This window comes from Aeribacillus composti, from assembly GCF_031760945.1.
GTDB classification, from domain to species: Bacteria; Bacillota; Bacilli; order Bacillales; family Aeribacillaceae; genus Aeribacillus; species Aeribacillus composti.
Map to the genome: position 1 here is coordinate 1,816,417 of NZ_CP134501.1, position 15,399 is coordinate 1,831,815.

The following is a 15,399-nucleotide window of genomic DNA, read 5'->3' on the forward strand; positions in this document are numbered from 1 at the left end:
TCGCATCCGCAAAAAATGAAAGTTTAGGAATCCTTTCTAGCTTCTGATATAAAAGGAGGTGGGAAAATGGTTCAGCTTTATTACACAGATCAATTCAGTTTTGCACCTATTGTGGCTCTGCAGCAATCATTGAAAGAACATGAGAAAAAACAGTCTATTGTCGAAAAAATATATGAATCCAATCTTGGGGCCCAATCAGAAAAGGACAACATAAAAGATTTGAGGAAGGAAGCGCTGGCACACGGATCTGTTCTGAAAACAATCACGTTAAAAAGGGGAAAGTCAAACGCTCTAATCGTTCCTTGGAAATCAACTAAGTTCTACGCGAAAGCAAGGGGGCGGGCAGGATTTGGGCGTTTTGACCGCCTAGGTGAAAAAATTGATGATCTAGCTTCAGAATATGTTTATTTAAAAAACTGGATTGAAGAAAATTTTTTTGGTGAACAACGAAAAGAGCGGCTCGACAAACTCGATCATTTTTTTCAACAAAGCATCCAACAGTTAGCTGATTCTTTTTCAAAATCAGTTGGCGGCTTTTTTGTGAAGCATGGTCTCCCAGTCGTGAAAGAGGAGATGTATAACGATATTTTAAAAGCTTATGAACAGCGCATCGAACAATATACATCTTTTTTACGCAAGCATGAGGATTATGCCCCAATCGACAGAACGGATGGTGAACAGCTGTTAAGGGGAAGCCATACTTTTAAGTTGGAGGCGCTCCGCCAACAATTTTTACAGAAGGAAAGCGCTTTAGAAACCGGCGATCATTATACAATATATGATTTTGAAGCGGCTGGGTCCTTTTATCAAGAAGCGGTTCGAACAGAACATGGCTATACGGCTGCAAAAAGCGAAGAACAAATCGGGATTGAACTCGGATTATTAGGGATGAAGCTGGATGCATTGCTTCATACACCATTGTCTGAAAAAATGCGCGGCAACCTTGAGCATGTATACCATTCATATATCCAAAAAACGATTGAATCATACAACCGCTTCCAGGAGGAAAAGAGGGAAGAAGCATATGGACGGAGCAAAAGGGCTTATTCCATACTTGATTCGAAAATCATCGATGACATTATTTCAAGTATGAGAAGGCACGCAAAAGAAAAAAATATAGATCATGTCTTTTTGCATATTATACCGTCTGCTTACGTTTCATATGAACAAAAAACAAATGATGCGAATTGGAATGATCTTGTCCGTTATCATTCCTCAAAAAACGACTGGGACATGTTTTTTCAAAATGATTGGTCGGCGCATCATGCGTATTATCCATTTACTTACAATAATCTTATCAACAATTGGAACTCTTTTATAAATAAAACAGAGGGTCTATTGGATATGAAATTTGATCAAGAGGTGGTCATTTTTGAAGCGAGAATTTAATTTATGAAGAAATGGATAATCAAACATTAAATGGAAAAAAGTCCGTTCTTTGAAATCATTTACAATGTTGCGATGGATGAAAAATTCATAAATTTGAAGGGAAAATAGAGATCCACGTCAAAATCCCAGTATTTTACCTCTAGGACTTTGACGTGGATTTTTTATTTCGGGTGCAAGTGTAATAAAATGGAAAGGTCTTTGCATCATTCAAGAAAAAAGGAATAGCAGATCAACAAGAAAAATAGTTAAACGATTCATCACCGTTATGAAGACATAATGAGCGGCCGCACCGCCTAAATTTCATAGTTTGAGGAGTAAAGTAAGAATTGTTCCTCTAAAGAAAACTTGGGAAGGTTAGTCAATGTAACAAAGGATGTAAACATTGATAACCTGACGATTCGGTTCTTTTATATGTGTTAACAAACGAATTTAAGTAAATAAATTAAACAAACTTTGCGATGTGAGCAATTGACAGATCGTCATGAACTGAAAGAAATACAAAAGGAGGACACGTCGTTTTTGATGACCGTTGTTCCTCCTGTCCATTTGCGGTCAGGGCGAATTACATTTCACAGCTCTGATCGTTGCATAGTCCTCCGCCATCAGCTGCCAGTGGTTTGAGCGGCGAAGAAGAGTTTTCTTCATCCCATATTTTTTGAAAGCTTTTCAAAAATACTTCTGTTGGCTGCGCCCCAGAAATGGCATATTTGCGGTTGATGACGAAAAACGGCACACCTCTGACACCGAGACGTGAGGCTTCCTGTTCATCCTTTCTAACTTCCTCTTCCAATTGACTGCTTGAAAGCACTTGCTTGACTTCGTCGCCATCCAAGCCGATTTCTTCTGCGAGTTCAACTAAAACTTGATGGTCACTGATTAATTTCGATTCAGTGAAATAAGCATAAAAGAGCCGTTCGTGCATTTCTCTTCCTTTCCCTTTTTTATCTGCATATTTCGCTAATCGATGGGCATCGAACGTATTTGTTGGCTTCATTTCCTCGAAGCGAAATGTCAATCCGACGGACTCTGCCTGTTTGGCAACATCGTTATTTGCCCGCTTCGCTTCCTCAACGGAAATGCCGTATTTTTGAGCAATGATTTCATGGATGGAAAGATCGTATTCCTTTTTGGCGGTTGGATCAAGCTCAAAGCTGCGGAACACGATTTCCGCTTGCTCCTTGTGCTGAAACAGCTCGAGCGCTTTTTCCATACGCCGCTTTCCGATATAGCAAAATGGGCAAACATAATCAGACCATATTTCAATTTTCATGTTTTCACCTTCTTTTATGAATCAATCGCACATCCATTGTATCGAATGAAAAGAAACAACTTCAACTTTTTCGACTTGACAGAAAGAAACAGGAAAACTTCATTTTTCATAAAACATTAAAATGATTGAATCTGTTTCGGACCTATGACGTTTGCGAAAAAAGCGTGAGATTTATCTGCAAGAAGATGTAAAATGTTGATCAACGGAATGGAATCGGAGCGTTTCATGTAAAACGGCCAGCGAAACATTAGAACTAACAGCGATTTTGTTAATATTACAGATGAAATCAACCTGAAGCCTTTTTATTAAAAAATTACGGAAAAAAATGAACTTTTTCCTTTCACGATTTGTATAAACAAATGAATGATGGGAAAGGAGATGACAATTATGCCTGTAACCGGCTGGGTAATCAGTTCAATTGTAGGCGGAATCATCGGAACGATTTTCGGTGTTTCGATCGCTTCTTTAAATAAAAAGGTCGTTCGGGATCGATGGGGAAACATTGATTTTAAAAAAACCGATCTTTATTTCTATTGGACCCGTTGGGATACGATTACGGTTATATCCGCAATTTATTCATTTTGCTGCCTCACAGGACTCTTTATCTTTCTAATAAAGGGAGATAACATTAACAGTCCTGTCATTCAATTTTTCCTTCATCAATCGTTTATGTTTACTTTAATGACGTTTCTTTGGTTCATCGGAAGAATTCTGTATGTGTTCAAAGGAATTAAAGAGCGGTGGTCAGATGAATTTAACAGATGAAAAGCTGATGGAAAAATTTCAAAACGGTGATACGGAAGCTTTGAACGAGCTTTATGAACGATATCGAGCACCGCTTTTCCGCTTTATTTACCGTTGTACACGGGACGACCAGCTTAGCATGGATGTCGTTCAAGATGCATTTTTGAAGCTGCAGCAAAAAAAGCATTACTTTTCCCCTGAAAAAGGGAGGCTGAAGACATATCTTTTTCAAATTGCTTATCATACGATGATCAGCAAAATAAAAATGAGAGCAAGGTGGCACCGTCTTCTTCCGTTTTTATATAAAGAGCCTGTCAACATATCCCGTTCCGATGAAAAAATGGAGGTCGAGCGGATGCTTCAATCGCTTTCAAACGAACAGCGGGCCGTTATCGTATTGTTTTATTATCATGATCTGTCACAAAAGGATATTGCGCGCATCTTAAACATACCTTTGGGCACGGTGAAATCAAGGCTGTATCAAGCGGTTCAAAAAATGAGGAAAGAATGGGGGATCGAATCTGATGGAAAAGGATCGTGAAATTGATAAATTATTAAAAAAATATACAGTGGAAGTACCGGATTTTCCAATGAAAAAGTCAAAAATGGAGAAGCTTGCTAATTGGCTGTGTGAAAAGGCTTCATTTCCGATTCCTGAAGAACGAATCACCTTTAAAGGGATGGTATGTATTCAGGTTATTCCAATTGTTGTTTCGCTAGCTGTTTCGGTTTGGATGATTTTGTGAACCGATGGATGGGATCATCTTTGCAGGTTGATCCCTTTTTCCATCAATTGCTCGCCGTTTAACTGACACTTGAAACAGAAGCTTCTCAGTTCTATAACGAAAGCATTGAGAGTGCAACGGACAGTCCTGCCTGCTAACTCGGCGAATCTGCTCTTATGTGACGCGGATCAGTATGAAAGCTTGGCTCACACAACATTTTTTCTATGCTAAGAACATATTTTAGAGAATGGAAACTAGCGTTCAGCACGTTAGAGAAGCCTTCAAATTATTGGAATGCACCTTTCACGCGCTTGAAGAAGAGGAAGTTTGCCAATTTTCATACAAAATTGATTGACAGGTTGATAGTTAAATAGTTTAATAGTTAAATAGTTGAACTATTTAAAATAGGGGGCAGACAATGGATCGAAAAAAAATAGATGAATTGATCGAACGGTATATTAAGGTTTCGTTCACTGTAACGAAAAGAGCAGAAGAACTTGTGAAATGTGAAATTGATCCAGATATCACAAACGAACAACACTATCTTTTGCGCTATATCCATCAAAAGGAAAGGTGCACTTCAACAGAACTAGCTAATGTTTTTCGAGTGAACAAAAGCGCGATCACAGCGATGATTAATCGGCTTGTTGAGAAAGGATTTGTTCGGCGAATTCGCGATGAAAAAGACAGGAGGGTCATTTATTTGGCTTTGACTGAAAAAGGGAGCAATTTGTTTGCAAGCACAGAAGAGAGAGTTCATAAAGTTGTAGGATCGTTCATAACAAAATTTTCGGAGGACGAGATCGAATCATTTATTCAAACCTATGAAAAATTGGCAAACGTATTGCTTGAACTGGAGGTTGAGTCATGAGGGCAATCCTGAAAGGAAAATGGTTTGTACTCATTTTATGGCTTGTCGCTGTTATTGGTTTGCTCTTTACATCGCCAAACATGGAGGAGCTTGTGCGCGAAAAAGGGCAAATTACGGTTCCAGAAGGTTATTCCTCTTCGATCGCGAATGACATTTTAAAAGAAATTCAGAGCAAAGAGCATTCAGGAGATCTAATATCAGTCGCCCTTGTGCTGCATAATGAGGACGGGCTGACAAAGGAAGATTGGAAAGAAGCGGAACAAGCTGTAAAACAGCTTGAACAACACAGCGAGAATTTACGGATTACAGAAATTGTTTCGCCTTTTCATCAAGAGGAGTTAAAGGATCAGCTTGTTTCAAAAGATAAAACCACCATCTTGACGTCAATACAAATGGAAAGAGACGGAAGAACGGCAAAAGAAATGACATCCGCTCTTTATAAAGTGATCGATAATATTTCATTGGAGCATTATTATACCGGCAGCTGGATCATCGATGAAGACGTTATTGTCAGCTCGCAGGAAGGAGTGAAAAAAACAGAAGGCATAACAGTCGTGTTTATTTTGATCGTCTTGCTGATCGTTTTCCGCTCGCTTATAGCACCATTTGTGCCGCTCTTGACAGTCGGCATGACATATTTGGCATCACAGTCAATTGTCGCCTTTTTAGTTGAAATGGTGAATTTTCCATTGTCCACTTTTACGCAAACATTTTTGGTCGCCATTTTGTTCGGGATCGGTACAGATTATTGCATTTTACTGCTAAGCCGCTTTAAAGAGGAGCTTGGCAAACAAGAAAGCCGAACTGAAGCGATTATAACAACCTATCGCACGGCTGGAAAAACTGTGTTTTTCAGCGGTTTAGCCGTTATGATCGGCTTTGCGGCGATCGGATTGTCATCATTTAAGCTTTATCAATCGGCTGCGGCAGTCGCTGTCGGAGTCGCCATCCTGCTGGTAGCACTTATGACGCTTGTTCCGTTTTTCATGGCTGTGCTTGGCCCGGTGTTGTTCTGGCCAGTTAAAGGAAATCTGGAACATAAACAGAGCAAGCTATGGGACTTTGCAGGACGTTTTTCGTTCACCAGACCGCTTGTTTCTTTAATCATCGTAGGAATCATTACCCTCCCAGTGCTGCTTTCCTATGACAGCAAGCTGTCGTTTAATTCCCTTCAAGAAATCGGGGATAATTACGACTCTGTCAAGGCTTTTAATATTATTTCGAAAAGCTTCAACCCAGGCGAAGCGATGCCGACAAAAATTGTGATCAAAAATGATGACAACATGAATAGGACGGAATATTTTGCTTTAATTGAAAAAATAAGCAGAAGCATCGAAAAAGTTGAAGGTGTCGAGACGGTCCGCTCAGTAACGAGACCGACAGGCGAACAGATCGACCAATTATTTGTGACAGAACAGGCGAAAACGCTGAAAGACGGAATTGGTCAGGGAAATGAAGGGCTTGAACAAATCAGCTCCGGTTTGAATGAAGCGAGCAAAGAGCTTTCTGCATCATCTCCGAAATTAAAACAAGCTACAGACGGTATTGAAGCGCTGGTTTCCGGAACAAATGAATTAAAAGCAGGCGTCGGTGAACTTGAAAAAGGGCTTTCGCAAGTTAAACAGGGGATCGAGAGCGGATCAATGGGGGCCGGTGACATAAAGAAAGGGCTTGAGACCGTTCAAAACAATGCGAAAAAGCTGCAATCCGGCGCAGAACAGCTTTTGAAAGGATACGAAACAGCCGGAAGCAGTCTACATTCATTGCTGAAACAATATCAACAGATGGAATCACATCTCGGTCAATTGTCAACACATTTATCCGGCATGAGTGAATCTTTAAACCGCATCGAACAACGACATCAGCAGCTTCAGCAGGATGCTGAGTATCAACAGGTGAAAATGGCAGCTTCCCAGCTTAGTGAACAAGCAAAACAAATGAGAAGCGGATTTCAGCAAATTAACGGAGCGCTTCAGCGAGTGACAAATGGAATAGAGCAGGCGAACCGTTCATATTCTGAATTACTTTCAGGTCAAAAAGCGCTCGTTAATGGAATGGGAGAGCTCATCAACGGGCTTGATCAGCTGCGAAAAGGGTTGAATAAAGCAGCGGTTGGACAGCAAACCATCATTTCAAAATTGCCGGAGCTGTCTAACGGCTTAAGCCAAGTCAACAATGGACAGGAGGAATTGCTGCAAGGTTTTTCTCAGCTGGATGGACAAATGAATCAGCTGATTTCAGGCCTTGACAAAAGCGTGGATGGTCTAAATCAAGTAGCCGATGGTCTCGGTTCTGCCGAAAATTACTTATCTGGTCTTTCTTCTTCAAATCAGGAAATGGCAGGCTGGTACATGCCGAAGGAAGTGCTTGAAAGCAAAGAATTTGCGGATGCGAAAGAAGCTTACTTATCGAATGACGGCAAAGTGACAACCATTGATGTTGTTTTCGAGAAAAATCCATATTCAACTTCAGCGATGGATCAGCTTACTGAGGTCAAACAAGCGGTGGAGTTTACCGTAAAAGACACGAAGCTTGAAAATGCGAAAATTGCCTATGACGGGGTTACTAGCATTTACTCCGACTTGAACGAGATTTCAGCAAACGACTACTCCCGCACAGTTGTATTGATGCTGATAGGGATTGCTCTTATATTAATTGCATTGCTGCGCTCGTTTGTCATGCCCATTTATTTAATTTTATCGCTTATTCTAACGTATTACACATCAATGGCGGTGTCAGAAGTCATTTTCGTTCGCCTTCTTGGATACGACGGTTTGAACTGGGCAGTTCCATTTTTCTCATTTGTCATTTTAATTGCGCTTGGCATAGATTACAGCATCTTCCTTATGAACCGCTTCAACGAATACAGAGATTTGCCTGTCACAGAAGCGATGCTTTCAGCTATGCGTCATATGGGAACGGTCATTATTTCCGCCGCGGTCATTTTAGGCGGAACATTTGCGGCGATGCTTCCGTCCGGTGTGCTGTCGCTGCTCGAAATTGCCACAATTGTTTTAACAGGATTATTTTTATATGCTCTTGTTGTACTGCCGCTATTTGTACCGGTGATGGTCAAAATGTTTGGTAAAGCGAACTGGTGGCCGTTTATGAAAGAGGAATAAGCGAGAAGGGAACATACGCTTTGTGCGTAGGTTCCCTTATTTTCATTTGTGCTATGAGAGACTTCTGCTATCAATGAATTGAACGGAATTTCCGCACTTGAAAATTGTCTTCAAGTAATACCCAATTTTGCGGGAATGGATAGCCAAGTACCCAATAACTAATTCCCTGTAAACCGTAATCCTTTACCGCATCAAATTTTGCCCGGGTGCTGCGCGCGTCTTCAAACCAGACCTCATGCGTACGGCCTTGTTCATCCACATACCGATAAAACGGAGATTGAGATGTTCGATCATACTGTATCACAGCACCATGTTGAACTGCTCGACGAATCGCTTCTTGCATATCGAATGTTTCTGCTTCCTGACCTTGAACATGGGGAAGGAGCCAGTCACGAGCATATACTTGGAAGCCCATAAAGATTTTATTTCTTGGAATGACGGTTACAGCATAATCTAGCACTTGTTTGATTTGATTAAGCGGAGAGATCGCCTGAGGAGGTCCAAGCCTATAACCCCATTCGTATGTCATTAAAATAACGAAATCTGCAATCCTGCCGTGTGCGGCATAGTCGTGTGCCTCATATAATATTCCTTTTTGTTCTGGGCTCGTTTTAGGGGCGAGCGCGGTCGAAACAAAATATCCTTCTTTGTGCAATCGGTCAACGGCGCGCTGTAAAAATTGATTATATAACTCACGATCGTCAGGAAATACATTTTCAAAATCAATATTTAATCCACGATAACCTTTTTCTTTCATAGTGTTTATAATGGTGGTCAATAATCGATCTTGCAGTTCCGTATTTGAAAGGATGGCATGAGCCAGCCGTGACCCGGGGTCCCTGAACGTAAAATTTGTTATGCTCATCATTGGTATCACTTGTTCTGTTAAAGCAGCTTGAAGAATCGCTGTGTCGTTTATTGCATCGAGTCCGCCGTCTTCCCGGATGATGTAGGCAAATGGAGAAACGTATGTTAAAAAGCTGCCAGCTTCTCGAACTTCTTTGCCTCCTTCTTCACCTGCATGGATCGTATATGCATTTACGTCAATGACTGGTTTTACAAAAGGAATCGTTAATCTTGTCCCCGGATAAAGAAGGTCGGGATTTTGAATTCGATTGGCTTTGGCAATTTCCTGTACGGATATACGGTAAATTTGAGAAATTTGCGATAAATTCTCTCCAGGCTTCACAGTATGGATGCGAGGCGGAATGTTTAAAATTATTCCCGGATTAATTTTTGAAGGATCACTAATATGGTTAGCCTGAACAATAGACCCGACGGCAACTCCATATTTTTGGGCAATTTGCCATAATGTTTCCCCTGCTCGGACGATATGTTGACGAAAAGCAATGGGAATCACAAGTGATTGGCCAATCAGTAATCGATTAGGATCGGGCAGACTGTTTGCAGCAATAATTTCAGAAAGACTGATACCGTAGCGTTCAGCTATGTTCCATAAAGTCTCTCCTCTTTGTATAATATGAATGATCATAAGTGCCTCCTTTTTTTGTTTATATATATGTTGAAAATGGTTGATCTAGAAAATGACATGAGAGAAAATAGTTTGCTGAATATAATTTTTTTAAGGTCTTTACATATAACAAGTGTAGTAAATTGTCGTTAATGGATAATTGAACTAATCATCAGGCCGAATATACTTGTAAACGTTGTGCTCTTCATCAAACAAATAGATCGGTCTTCATCTCCTCCTTTACAGCATCATTTTCTGTGGGGGTGCTAGAAAATTATTTAACGGGTTTGATTCTCATCTGAACGGCAGGTTTGCACTTTCAGACAACAAAAATTTATTGATAAATTCTGTTGTCTTTCATCATTTTAAGAGCTTTTACAAAAGCGCCGTTTTTTTAAGTCTCTTCTTTTTTTACAAAATGAAAATTTTAGAAAATCAACTTTTTTACTTAAGAACGTTTTTACGTAAAGGAGTTCAAGCGGGTAGAAGAGAAATTATATTTCTGGGGAGGGTTCAGGATGAAATGGATTTACATTTTTTTAGCGATACTGGGTGGGATGATGATAGGAATACAGTCGCCGATTAACGGAAGTCTAGGCAAAAAAATCGGTGCTGTTGAAGGAGCATTTGTCTCTTTTTTTGTTGGAACAATGGTTTTAGCGTTCCTTGTTTTATTTTTTGGAAAGGGCCACATTACCGATTTGTTTCAAGTTCCAAAATGGAATTTGCTTGGGGGATTTTTAGGCGCGATGTTCGTCACGTTTACCATTATTTCTGTTCCGAAGGTTGGGGTGGCCGTAACGCTCCTTGCAGGAATCATCGGTCAAATGGCCATCAGCGTCATCATTGATCATTTTGGATTATTTGGAATGCCGAAAAATCGAATAGACATAAACCGCCTGATTGGGATCGGGCTAATGCTGACAGCTCTGTTCTTTCTTTACCGCGGCAGTGAATGAGATTTGTTTTTAGGGGAAAGCAGCGTATAACATAAAGTATCACCCTTAAAGAGTCAAGAACATTCTTACATTTTCTTGACTCTTTATGTTTGATTGGTTATAATGAATTAGCCATTTAGTTCGTTTTATCATGGATCCATTATAAGTCGTACCTCATATTGAAATGCAGGCGATCTTATATGGTCTGCATTTCTCATGAGTGTGCGGCTTTTTTTTCTTATGAAAAACAAACAATGAATGGTAAAATCTTTTTTTTGGAGGAAAAAGCATGAACACAGGTAAGGTAAAATGGTTTAACAGTGAAAAAGGGTTTGGATTTATTGAAGTCGATGGTGGAGATGATGTGTTTGTTCATTTTTCGGCGATTCAAGGCGATGGTTTTAAAACGTTAGAAGAAGGGCAAACTGTTAAATTTGAAATTGTCGAAGGCCAACGCGGACCTCAAGCGGCAAACGTACAAAAAAACTAATCCTTTCAAAGTGGCGCCTTATTTAGGTGCCGCTTTTTTTAGAAATTTATAAACATCTCGACTTGAGGATTACTGTTCGATAAAGACCCTGCAGCATGTGTAAATATTTTGGAGAGGTCGAAAGAGGGGAGACCATTTTCGAATGTATGTGGTTGACTGTTTTGAGCTTTTTAGAAATGCAGGGGGAACAAATAGTACATAACGTTTTAATTCGCGTGTAGTTAATGAATGGTAAGGAGCTGTCCAGAAAGTGGAGTCCATTATAATCATAAGCATCGATATGAACGTTTCTAAATATTAAAGGGGTTTGTCTATAAGCCGAAAAAATGACTTATTTGACAAATCCCTTTTAAAAATTTGAAACAAACTGCATACCATTCCAGCTTCGTCGTGACACTGTTTTTAAATAGAAACAAGCTAACTTTTTGTCGTAAACGCAGCATCCGGAAGCTTTTTTATTTATTGCTGTTCTTCCAACACCTGTTTTAACAAATCACCTAAACTTGTGCCAAAAGAATCGCTTTTCGGGCTGTATTTTTGAATTAAAGCCCGATCTTTGCGGTTATTGACTGCCGTTTTCTTTTCTTCCGCTTTTTCAACCACATTGCAGCGGCGGCATTGGAAGTAAACACCGGCTTTGCCGTTATGGATTTCCATTCGTTTTTTGCATTGTGGACAGCGCCGGTTGGACAGCTTCGGATCTTTTCGTTTGCTATAGCGGCATTCCATGTTCGAACATGCTAATAAACGTCCTTCTTTTGTAGAACGTATTTTTAAAAAGGAGCCGCATTCCGGGCACATGGAGCCGGTTAAATTGTGTGCTTTGTAGCTTCTATCGCTATTTTTTATTTCATTAACGAGCCGTTTCGTTTGCTTGCGAATGTTGTTTAGGAAAAATTCAGGATTTCCTTTTCCCCGTGCAATCGCTTCAAGCTCTTTTTCCCAGCGCGCTGTCAGTTCAGGTGATTTTAGTTCATCATTGACAAGTTCAATCAGTTGTTTACCTTTTTTCGTTGGGTAGAACCTTCCGTTTTTTCGCTCAACCGCTTCTGTTTCGATAAGTCTTTCAATAATATCCGCCCTAGTTGCAGGAGTGCCGAGTCCGAACTTTTCCATCTGCGTAAGAATGTCCGCCTCTGAATAGCGAAGAGGAGGTTCTTCCAATTTTTCTTCTATTTCTACTTGATGAACAGCAAAAGATTGTCCTTTAACTAAAGCAGGGATGTTTCTGTTTTCCGGCTCATCCTGCTGCTTCCCTAAAACGGCTTTAAATCCATTATTCAATACAATTGTCTCTTTTGCAGTGAGTGTTTCTCCGTTCACATCAAAAACCGCATGGACGGTTTCATATTCGTAAGCAGGATAAAACAGCGCCAAAAACCGGCGGGCAATCAAATCATACAGCTTCCTTTCATCATTGGAAAGCTGGCTCATATTTAGCGGTTCCTCCGTCGGGATAATGGCATGATGATCGGTCACTTTTTCATTATTGAACACCCGTTTTAATAAAATTTTTCCTTTGTTGGAAAGGAGAGGGCGGATTTCGTCTTTATAGCCGGAAGCCATTGCCTGAAGCCTGTCAAACATTGTCGATACCATATCCGCAGTTAAATAACGGGAGTCTGTCCGCGGGTATGTGACAAGCTTATAATGCTCATAAAGCTTTTGCAGTATCGTTAACGTTTTCTTTGCGGAAAAGCCGAAACGCTTGTTGGCATCCCGCTGCAGCTCGGTTAGGTCGTATGGTAGCGGCTGATGTTCTTTCTTTTGCTTGCGCTCCACTTTGATGACTGTACCTTTTTTACCATTCAGGTTTGCCAATAGATGTTCAGCCGTTTCTTTGGAAAAAATTCTTTTTTCGCCGTTTCGCTCCCAGATGGTATGAATGGAACCGATTTTTGCATGAATCGTCCAATACGGCTTCGGTACAAATTTTTGAATTTCTGTTTCCCTTTTCATGATCATGGCAAGGGTTGGGGTCTGCACGCGCCCTGCCGAAAGCGGGTCATTATATTTCGTCGTCAAAGCTCTTGTCACATTTAAGCCGATGAGCCAATCTGCCTCAGCACGGCAAACAGCAGACTGATATAATGCTTCAAATTGTTTCCCAGGTTTTAAATGCTTGAAACCGTCACGAATGGCTTTATCGGTCTGAGATGAAATCCATAGGCGCAAAATCGGCTTTTTCCAGTTCAGCTTTTTTAAAATCCATCTTGCAACAAGTTCGCCTTCACGTCCGGCGTCTGTTGCGATAATGCAATCTTTAATGTCCGTTCGTTTCGCCAACAGTTCTATGCCTTTATAATGCCGGCTCGTTTGTCTAATTACTTTTAACCCCATTTTTTCTGGGATAATTGGCAAATCTTCCAGCCGCCATGTTTTATATTTTGGATCGTAATGTTCCGGCATCTTCAATTCAATTAAATGACCGAGCGCCCACGTTACGATATACTTGCTTCCTTCAAAGTGAAATTTATGCTCTTTTTTGCAGCCAAGCACACGGGCTATCTCACGTGCAACGCTCGGCTTTTCAGCTAAAACGAGAGATTTCATATAATGCTCCTTTCTTTCAATCAACAACGTTTTAAGTATAACGGAAAGGAGGGAGGTTTGCATTAGTTGAATGAAAAAGCATAATATGTTTCAGTTTTATATCTCTTAAGGCAATGAATTCTTGTAAAGGTTGTACTATGGGATGATTGACTGTTCACATACAGAGGATGCATGTTCAAATTTAGTTCTTTCGTATTACCTCAAGAAATCAATCACACTCAATTTAGGAACATGTTCGTTTCTTAAAATCAGCAGAGACAAGGAGAAAGCTGGCAATTTTGAAAATTAACAAAAATAAAAAACGAAATATTTTAAAATCTGTTACAATATAGGTAAAAAGGGGTGGATTTGTGGAAGCTTGGCAATTTGATAAAAAAAGGTATATATGGTTGTCCTTATTAGTGCTGGTGCTTTGTTCCAATTTTCTAATATATAGGTCGCCTTTGTCGATTATGGTATTGCCTGAGGAGATGGGATGGGTCATCCTTGGCACTTTAATGGACTTGGCAATCGTTGTTCCGCTTTTAATGGCAGTAATATATAAAAAGAATTTTTCAGTTAAACGTTTTATTATTTGGATGGCAGGAGGATTAATTTTAGCTAGGTTTATCATTCCAGCAAAATACTTTGAGCCATTTGCAGCAATATCTTATATAGGTATTGCCATTGAAGGATTGTTAGTATTGTCAGAATTAGCTTTGCTATTCATGTTTTTGCGCTATTTGCCTGCAATTATTCGACAGGTCCGCATGAGTGATGACAGCTTGTTGTTTTCTTTTCCGACTGCTGTTGAAGAAAAAGTTCGCAAACATCCTATTGTACACATCGTAGCGTCAGAATTCCTTATGTTTTACTATGCCTTTATGTCGTGGAAGAAACGACCGCCGAAAGGTGAAAAATACTTTACATTGCATAAAAATTCCAGCATAGTGGCATTTCAAATTATGATCATTCACGCAATTATTATTGAAACGATCGGAATTCATTGGTGGCTGCATGATCAGTCCAAGCTGTTGTCCATTTTGCTGCTTATTTTGAATATTTATTCAATTATCTTTTTTCTCGGCGACTTACAGGCAGTACGCTTAAATCCATTGAAAATGACAGATAATTACTTGTACTTATCTCTTGGATTAGCAAAAAAAATGGTATTGTCGTTAGATGACATAGAGTCAATTACCATTGATCAAAAACAATTAGAGAAAAAAATAGATAAGAAAACAACTATTGAATTTATTGCTAGAGATTTCGAAACGGTACATCCGAATATGATTTTAGAATTAAAGAATCCTTGCCGTGCCACACTTTTCTTAGGATTTCAAAAAACATATTCGAAAGTGGCTTTACGTTTGGATCATCCTGATACGTTTTATAAGATGCTGAAAGAAAAAGCTTCTCAGGCAAAATAACAAAAGGCCAAATTAATTAAGAGAATAGTATTAATTTTCAAAATAATAATAACGAACGTGAGCAGCTGTGGTGCTCTAGCTAAGTTGTCTGTCGTAAGAATAGTGTTTTTTATGGCATAAATCGCTATTTTTTGTTGCAGCCGTTCGTTGTTAAAGTGCTACAAACGCTGATTGGCCAACAATGGATCATCAATTGCAACAAGTTGAAGTTGTTCAGGGGAGCCAATTGTGACGGATTAAAAAAAATGCCACATAGTTAACGGCAAAATTATTTATTTCCGCCGCTCACTAACACTTTTTCCTGACCCTGTTGCCCACGCAATCTGTGATAGGGAACTTCCGGCAAGATACTTTATGTTAACTTGAGAGGGGGGATATATATCATACATACCTATTGAGCAGAATAATTTCTTGATC

Annotated in this window: 12 protein-coding genes; 9 read left to right on the plus strand and 3 right to left on the minus strand. The window is 39.8% G+C overall.

Annotated elements, in window-relative coordinates; genetic code table 11:
* Positions 1 to 66: 66 nt before the first annotated feature.
* Positions 67 to 1,389 (plus strand): hypothetical protein, encoded by a 1,323-nt coding sequence (locus RI196_RS08825; RefSeq protein ID WP_311067266.1) that lies wholly within the window; start codon positions 67 to 69, stop codon positions 1,387 to 1,389.
* Between the two features lie 562 nt (positions 1,390 to 1,951).
* On the opposite strand, the gene RI196_RS08830 is transcribed toward RI196_RS08825, so the two are convergent.
* A complete protein-coding gene (locus RI196_RS08830) occupies positions 1,952 to 2,659 on the minus strand; it encodes a DsbA family oxidoreductase (protein WP_144597991.1) in 708 nt (235 codons plus the stop codon).
* Between the two features lie 387 nt (positions 2,660 to 3,046).
* On the opposite strand from RI196_RS08830, the gene RI196_RS08835 reads away from it, so the two are divergent.
* From RI196_RS08835 to RI196_RS08855, 5 genes are all read left to right on the plus strand, one after another.
* Positions 3,047 to 3,424: a hypothetical protein gene (locus RI196_RS08835; RefSeq protein ID WP_311067267.1), complete on the plus strand. Its 378-nt coding sequence runs from the start codon at positions 3,047 to 3,049 to the stop codon at positions 3,422 to 3,424.
* Entirely contained in the window at positions 3,408 to 3,944 is a 537-nt protein-coding gene (locus RI196_RS08840; RefSeq protein ID WP_130156574.1) for an RNA polymerase sigma factor, read from the plus strand. The genes RI196_RS08835 and RI196_RS08840 overlap by 17 nt, the downstream gene beginning before the upstream one ends.
* Positions 3,928 to 4,149 (plus strand): hypothetical protein, encoded by a 222-nt coding sequence (locus RI196_RS08845; protein WP_094245728.1) that lies wholly within the window; start codon positions 3,928 to 3,930, stop codon positions 4,147 to 4,149. Before RI196_RS08840 ends, RI196_RS08845 begins: the two co-directional genes overlap by 17 nt.
* A 397-nt stretch (positions 4,150 to 4,546) precedes the next feature.
* Positions 4,547 to 4,999: a MarR family winged helix-turn-helix transcriptional regulator gene (locus tag RI196_RS08850; RefSeq protein WP_144597992.1), complete on the plus strand. Its 453-nt coding sequence runs from the start codon at positions 4,547 to 4,549 to the stop codon at positions 4,997 to 4,999.
* Positions 4,996 to 8,121, plus strand: coding sequence for an MMPL family transporter (locus tag RI196_RS08855; RefSeq protein WP_311067268.1), 3,126 nt, complete (start codon positions 4,996 to 4,998; stop codon positions 8,119 to 8,121). The genes RI196_RS08850 and RI196_RS08855 overlap by 4 nt, the downstream gene beginning before the upstream one ends.
* 70 nt (positions 8,122 to 8,191) lie before the next feature.
* On the opposite strand, the gene RI196_RS08860 is transcribed toward RI196_RS08855, so the two are convergent.
* On the minus strand, positions 8,192 to 9,613 hold the full coding sequence (locus tag RI196_RS08860; RefSeq protein ID WP_311067269.1) for a glycoside hydrolase family 18 protein: 1,422 nt from the start codon (positions 9,611 to 9,613) through the stop codon (positions 8,192 to 8,194).
* A gap of 497 nt (positions 9,614 to 10,110) precedes the next feature.
* On the opposite strand from RI196_RS08860, the gene RI196_RS08865 reads away from it, so the two are divergent.
* The gene (locus RI196_RS08865; RefSeq protein WP_063389536.1) at positions 10,111 to 10,551 is read left to right on the plus strand and encodes a DMT family transporter; all 441 of its coding nucleotides are present in this window, start codon (positions 10,111 to 10,113) and stop codon (positions 10,549 to 10,551) included.
* Between the two features lie 268 nt (positions 10,552 to 10,819).
* Positions 10,820 to 11,020 carry a cold-shock protein CspD gene (gene cspD / locus RI196_RS08870; protein ID WP_063389535.1) on the plus strand — a complete coding sequence of 67 codons (201 nt, stop codon included), beginning with the start codon at positions 10,820 to 10,822 and terminating at the stop codon, positions 11,018 to 11,020.
* Positions 11,021 to 11,479: 459 nt separating this feature from the next.
* On the opposite strand, the gene RI196_RS08875 is transcribed toward cspD, so the two are convergent.
* A complete protein-coding gene (locus tag RI196_RS08875) occupies positions 11,480 to 13,573 on the minus strand; it encodes a DNA topoisomerase III (RefSeq protein WP_311067270.1) in 2,094 nt (697 codons plus the stop codon).
* A 350-nt stretch (positions 13,574 to 13,923) separates the two neighbouring features.
* On the opposite strand from RI196_RS08875, the gene RI196_RS08880 reads away from it, so the two are divergent.
* Positions 13,924 to 14,982 carry a beta-carotene 15,15'-monooxygenase gene (locus tag RI196_RS08880; RefSeq protein ID WP_311067271.1) on the plus strand — a complete coding sequence of 353 codons (1,059 nt, stop codon included), beginning with the start codon at positions 13,924 to 13,926 and terminating at the stop codon, positions 14,980 to 14,982.
* The last annotated feature ends 417 nt before the right edge of the window (positions 14,983 to 15,399 follow it).

Excerpts from the sequence above, each read along its gene's own strand:
- RI196_RS08825 (WP_311067266.1), top strand. The coding sequence starts at position 67 with ATGGTTCAGCTTTATTACACAGATCAATTCAGTTTTGCACCTATTGTG.
- RI196_RS08830 (WP_144597991.1), bottom strand. The coding sequence starts at position 2,659 with ATGAAAATTGAAATATGGTCTGATTATGTTTGCCCATTTTGCTATATC.
- RI196_RS08835 (WP_311067267.1), top strand. The coding sequence starts at position 3,047 with ATGCCTGTAACCGGCTGGGTAATCAGTTCAATTGTAGGCGGAATCATC.
- RI196_RS08840 (WP_130156574.1), top strand. The coding sequence starts at position 3,408 with ATGAATTTAACAGATGAAAAGCTGATGGAAAAATTTCAAAACGGTGAT.
- RI196_RS08845 (WP_094245728.1), top strand. The coding sequence starts at position 3,928 with ATGGAAAAGGATCGTGAAATTGATAAATTATTAAAAAAATATACAGTG.
- RI196_RS08850 (WP_144597992.1), top strand. The coding sequence starts at position 4,547 with ATGGATCGAAAAAAAATAGATGAATTGATCGAACGGTATATTAAGGTT.
- RI196_RS08855 (WP_311067268.1), top strand. The coding sequence starts at position 4,996 with ATGAGGGCAATCCTGAAAGGAAAATGGTTTGTACTCATTTTATGGCTT.
- RI196_RS08860 (WP_311067269.1), bottom strand. The coding sequence starts at position 9,613 with ATGATCATTCATATTATACAAAGAGGAGAGACTTTATGGAACATAGCT.
- RI196_RS08865 (WP_063389536.1), top strand. The coding sequence starts at position 10,111 with ATGAAATGGATTTACATTTTTTTAGCGATACTGGGTGGGATGATGATA.
- cspD (WP_063389535.1), top strand. The coding sequence starts at position 10,820 with ATGAACACAGGTAAGGTAAAATGGTTTAACAGTGAAAAAGGGTTTGGA.
- RI196_RS08875 (WP_311067270.1), bottom strand. The coding sequence starts at position 13,573 with ATGAAATCTCTCGTTTTAGCTGAAAAGCCGAGCGTTGCACGTGAGATA.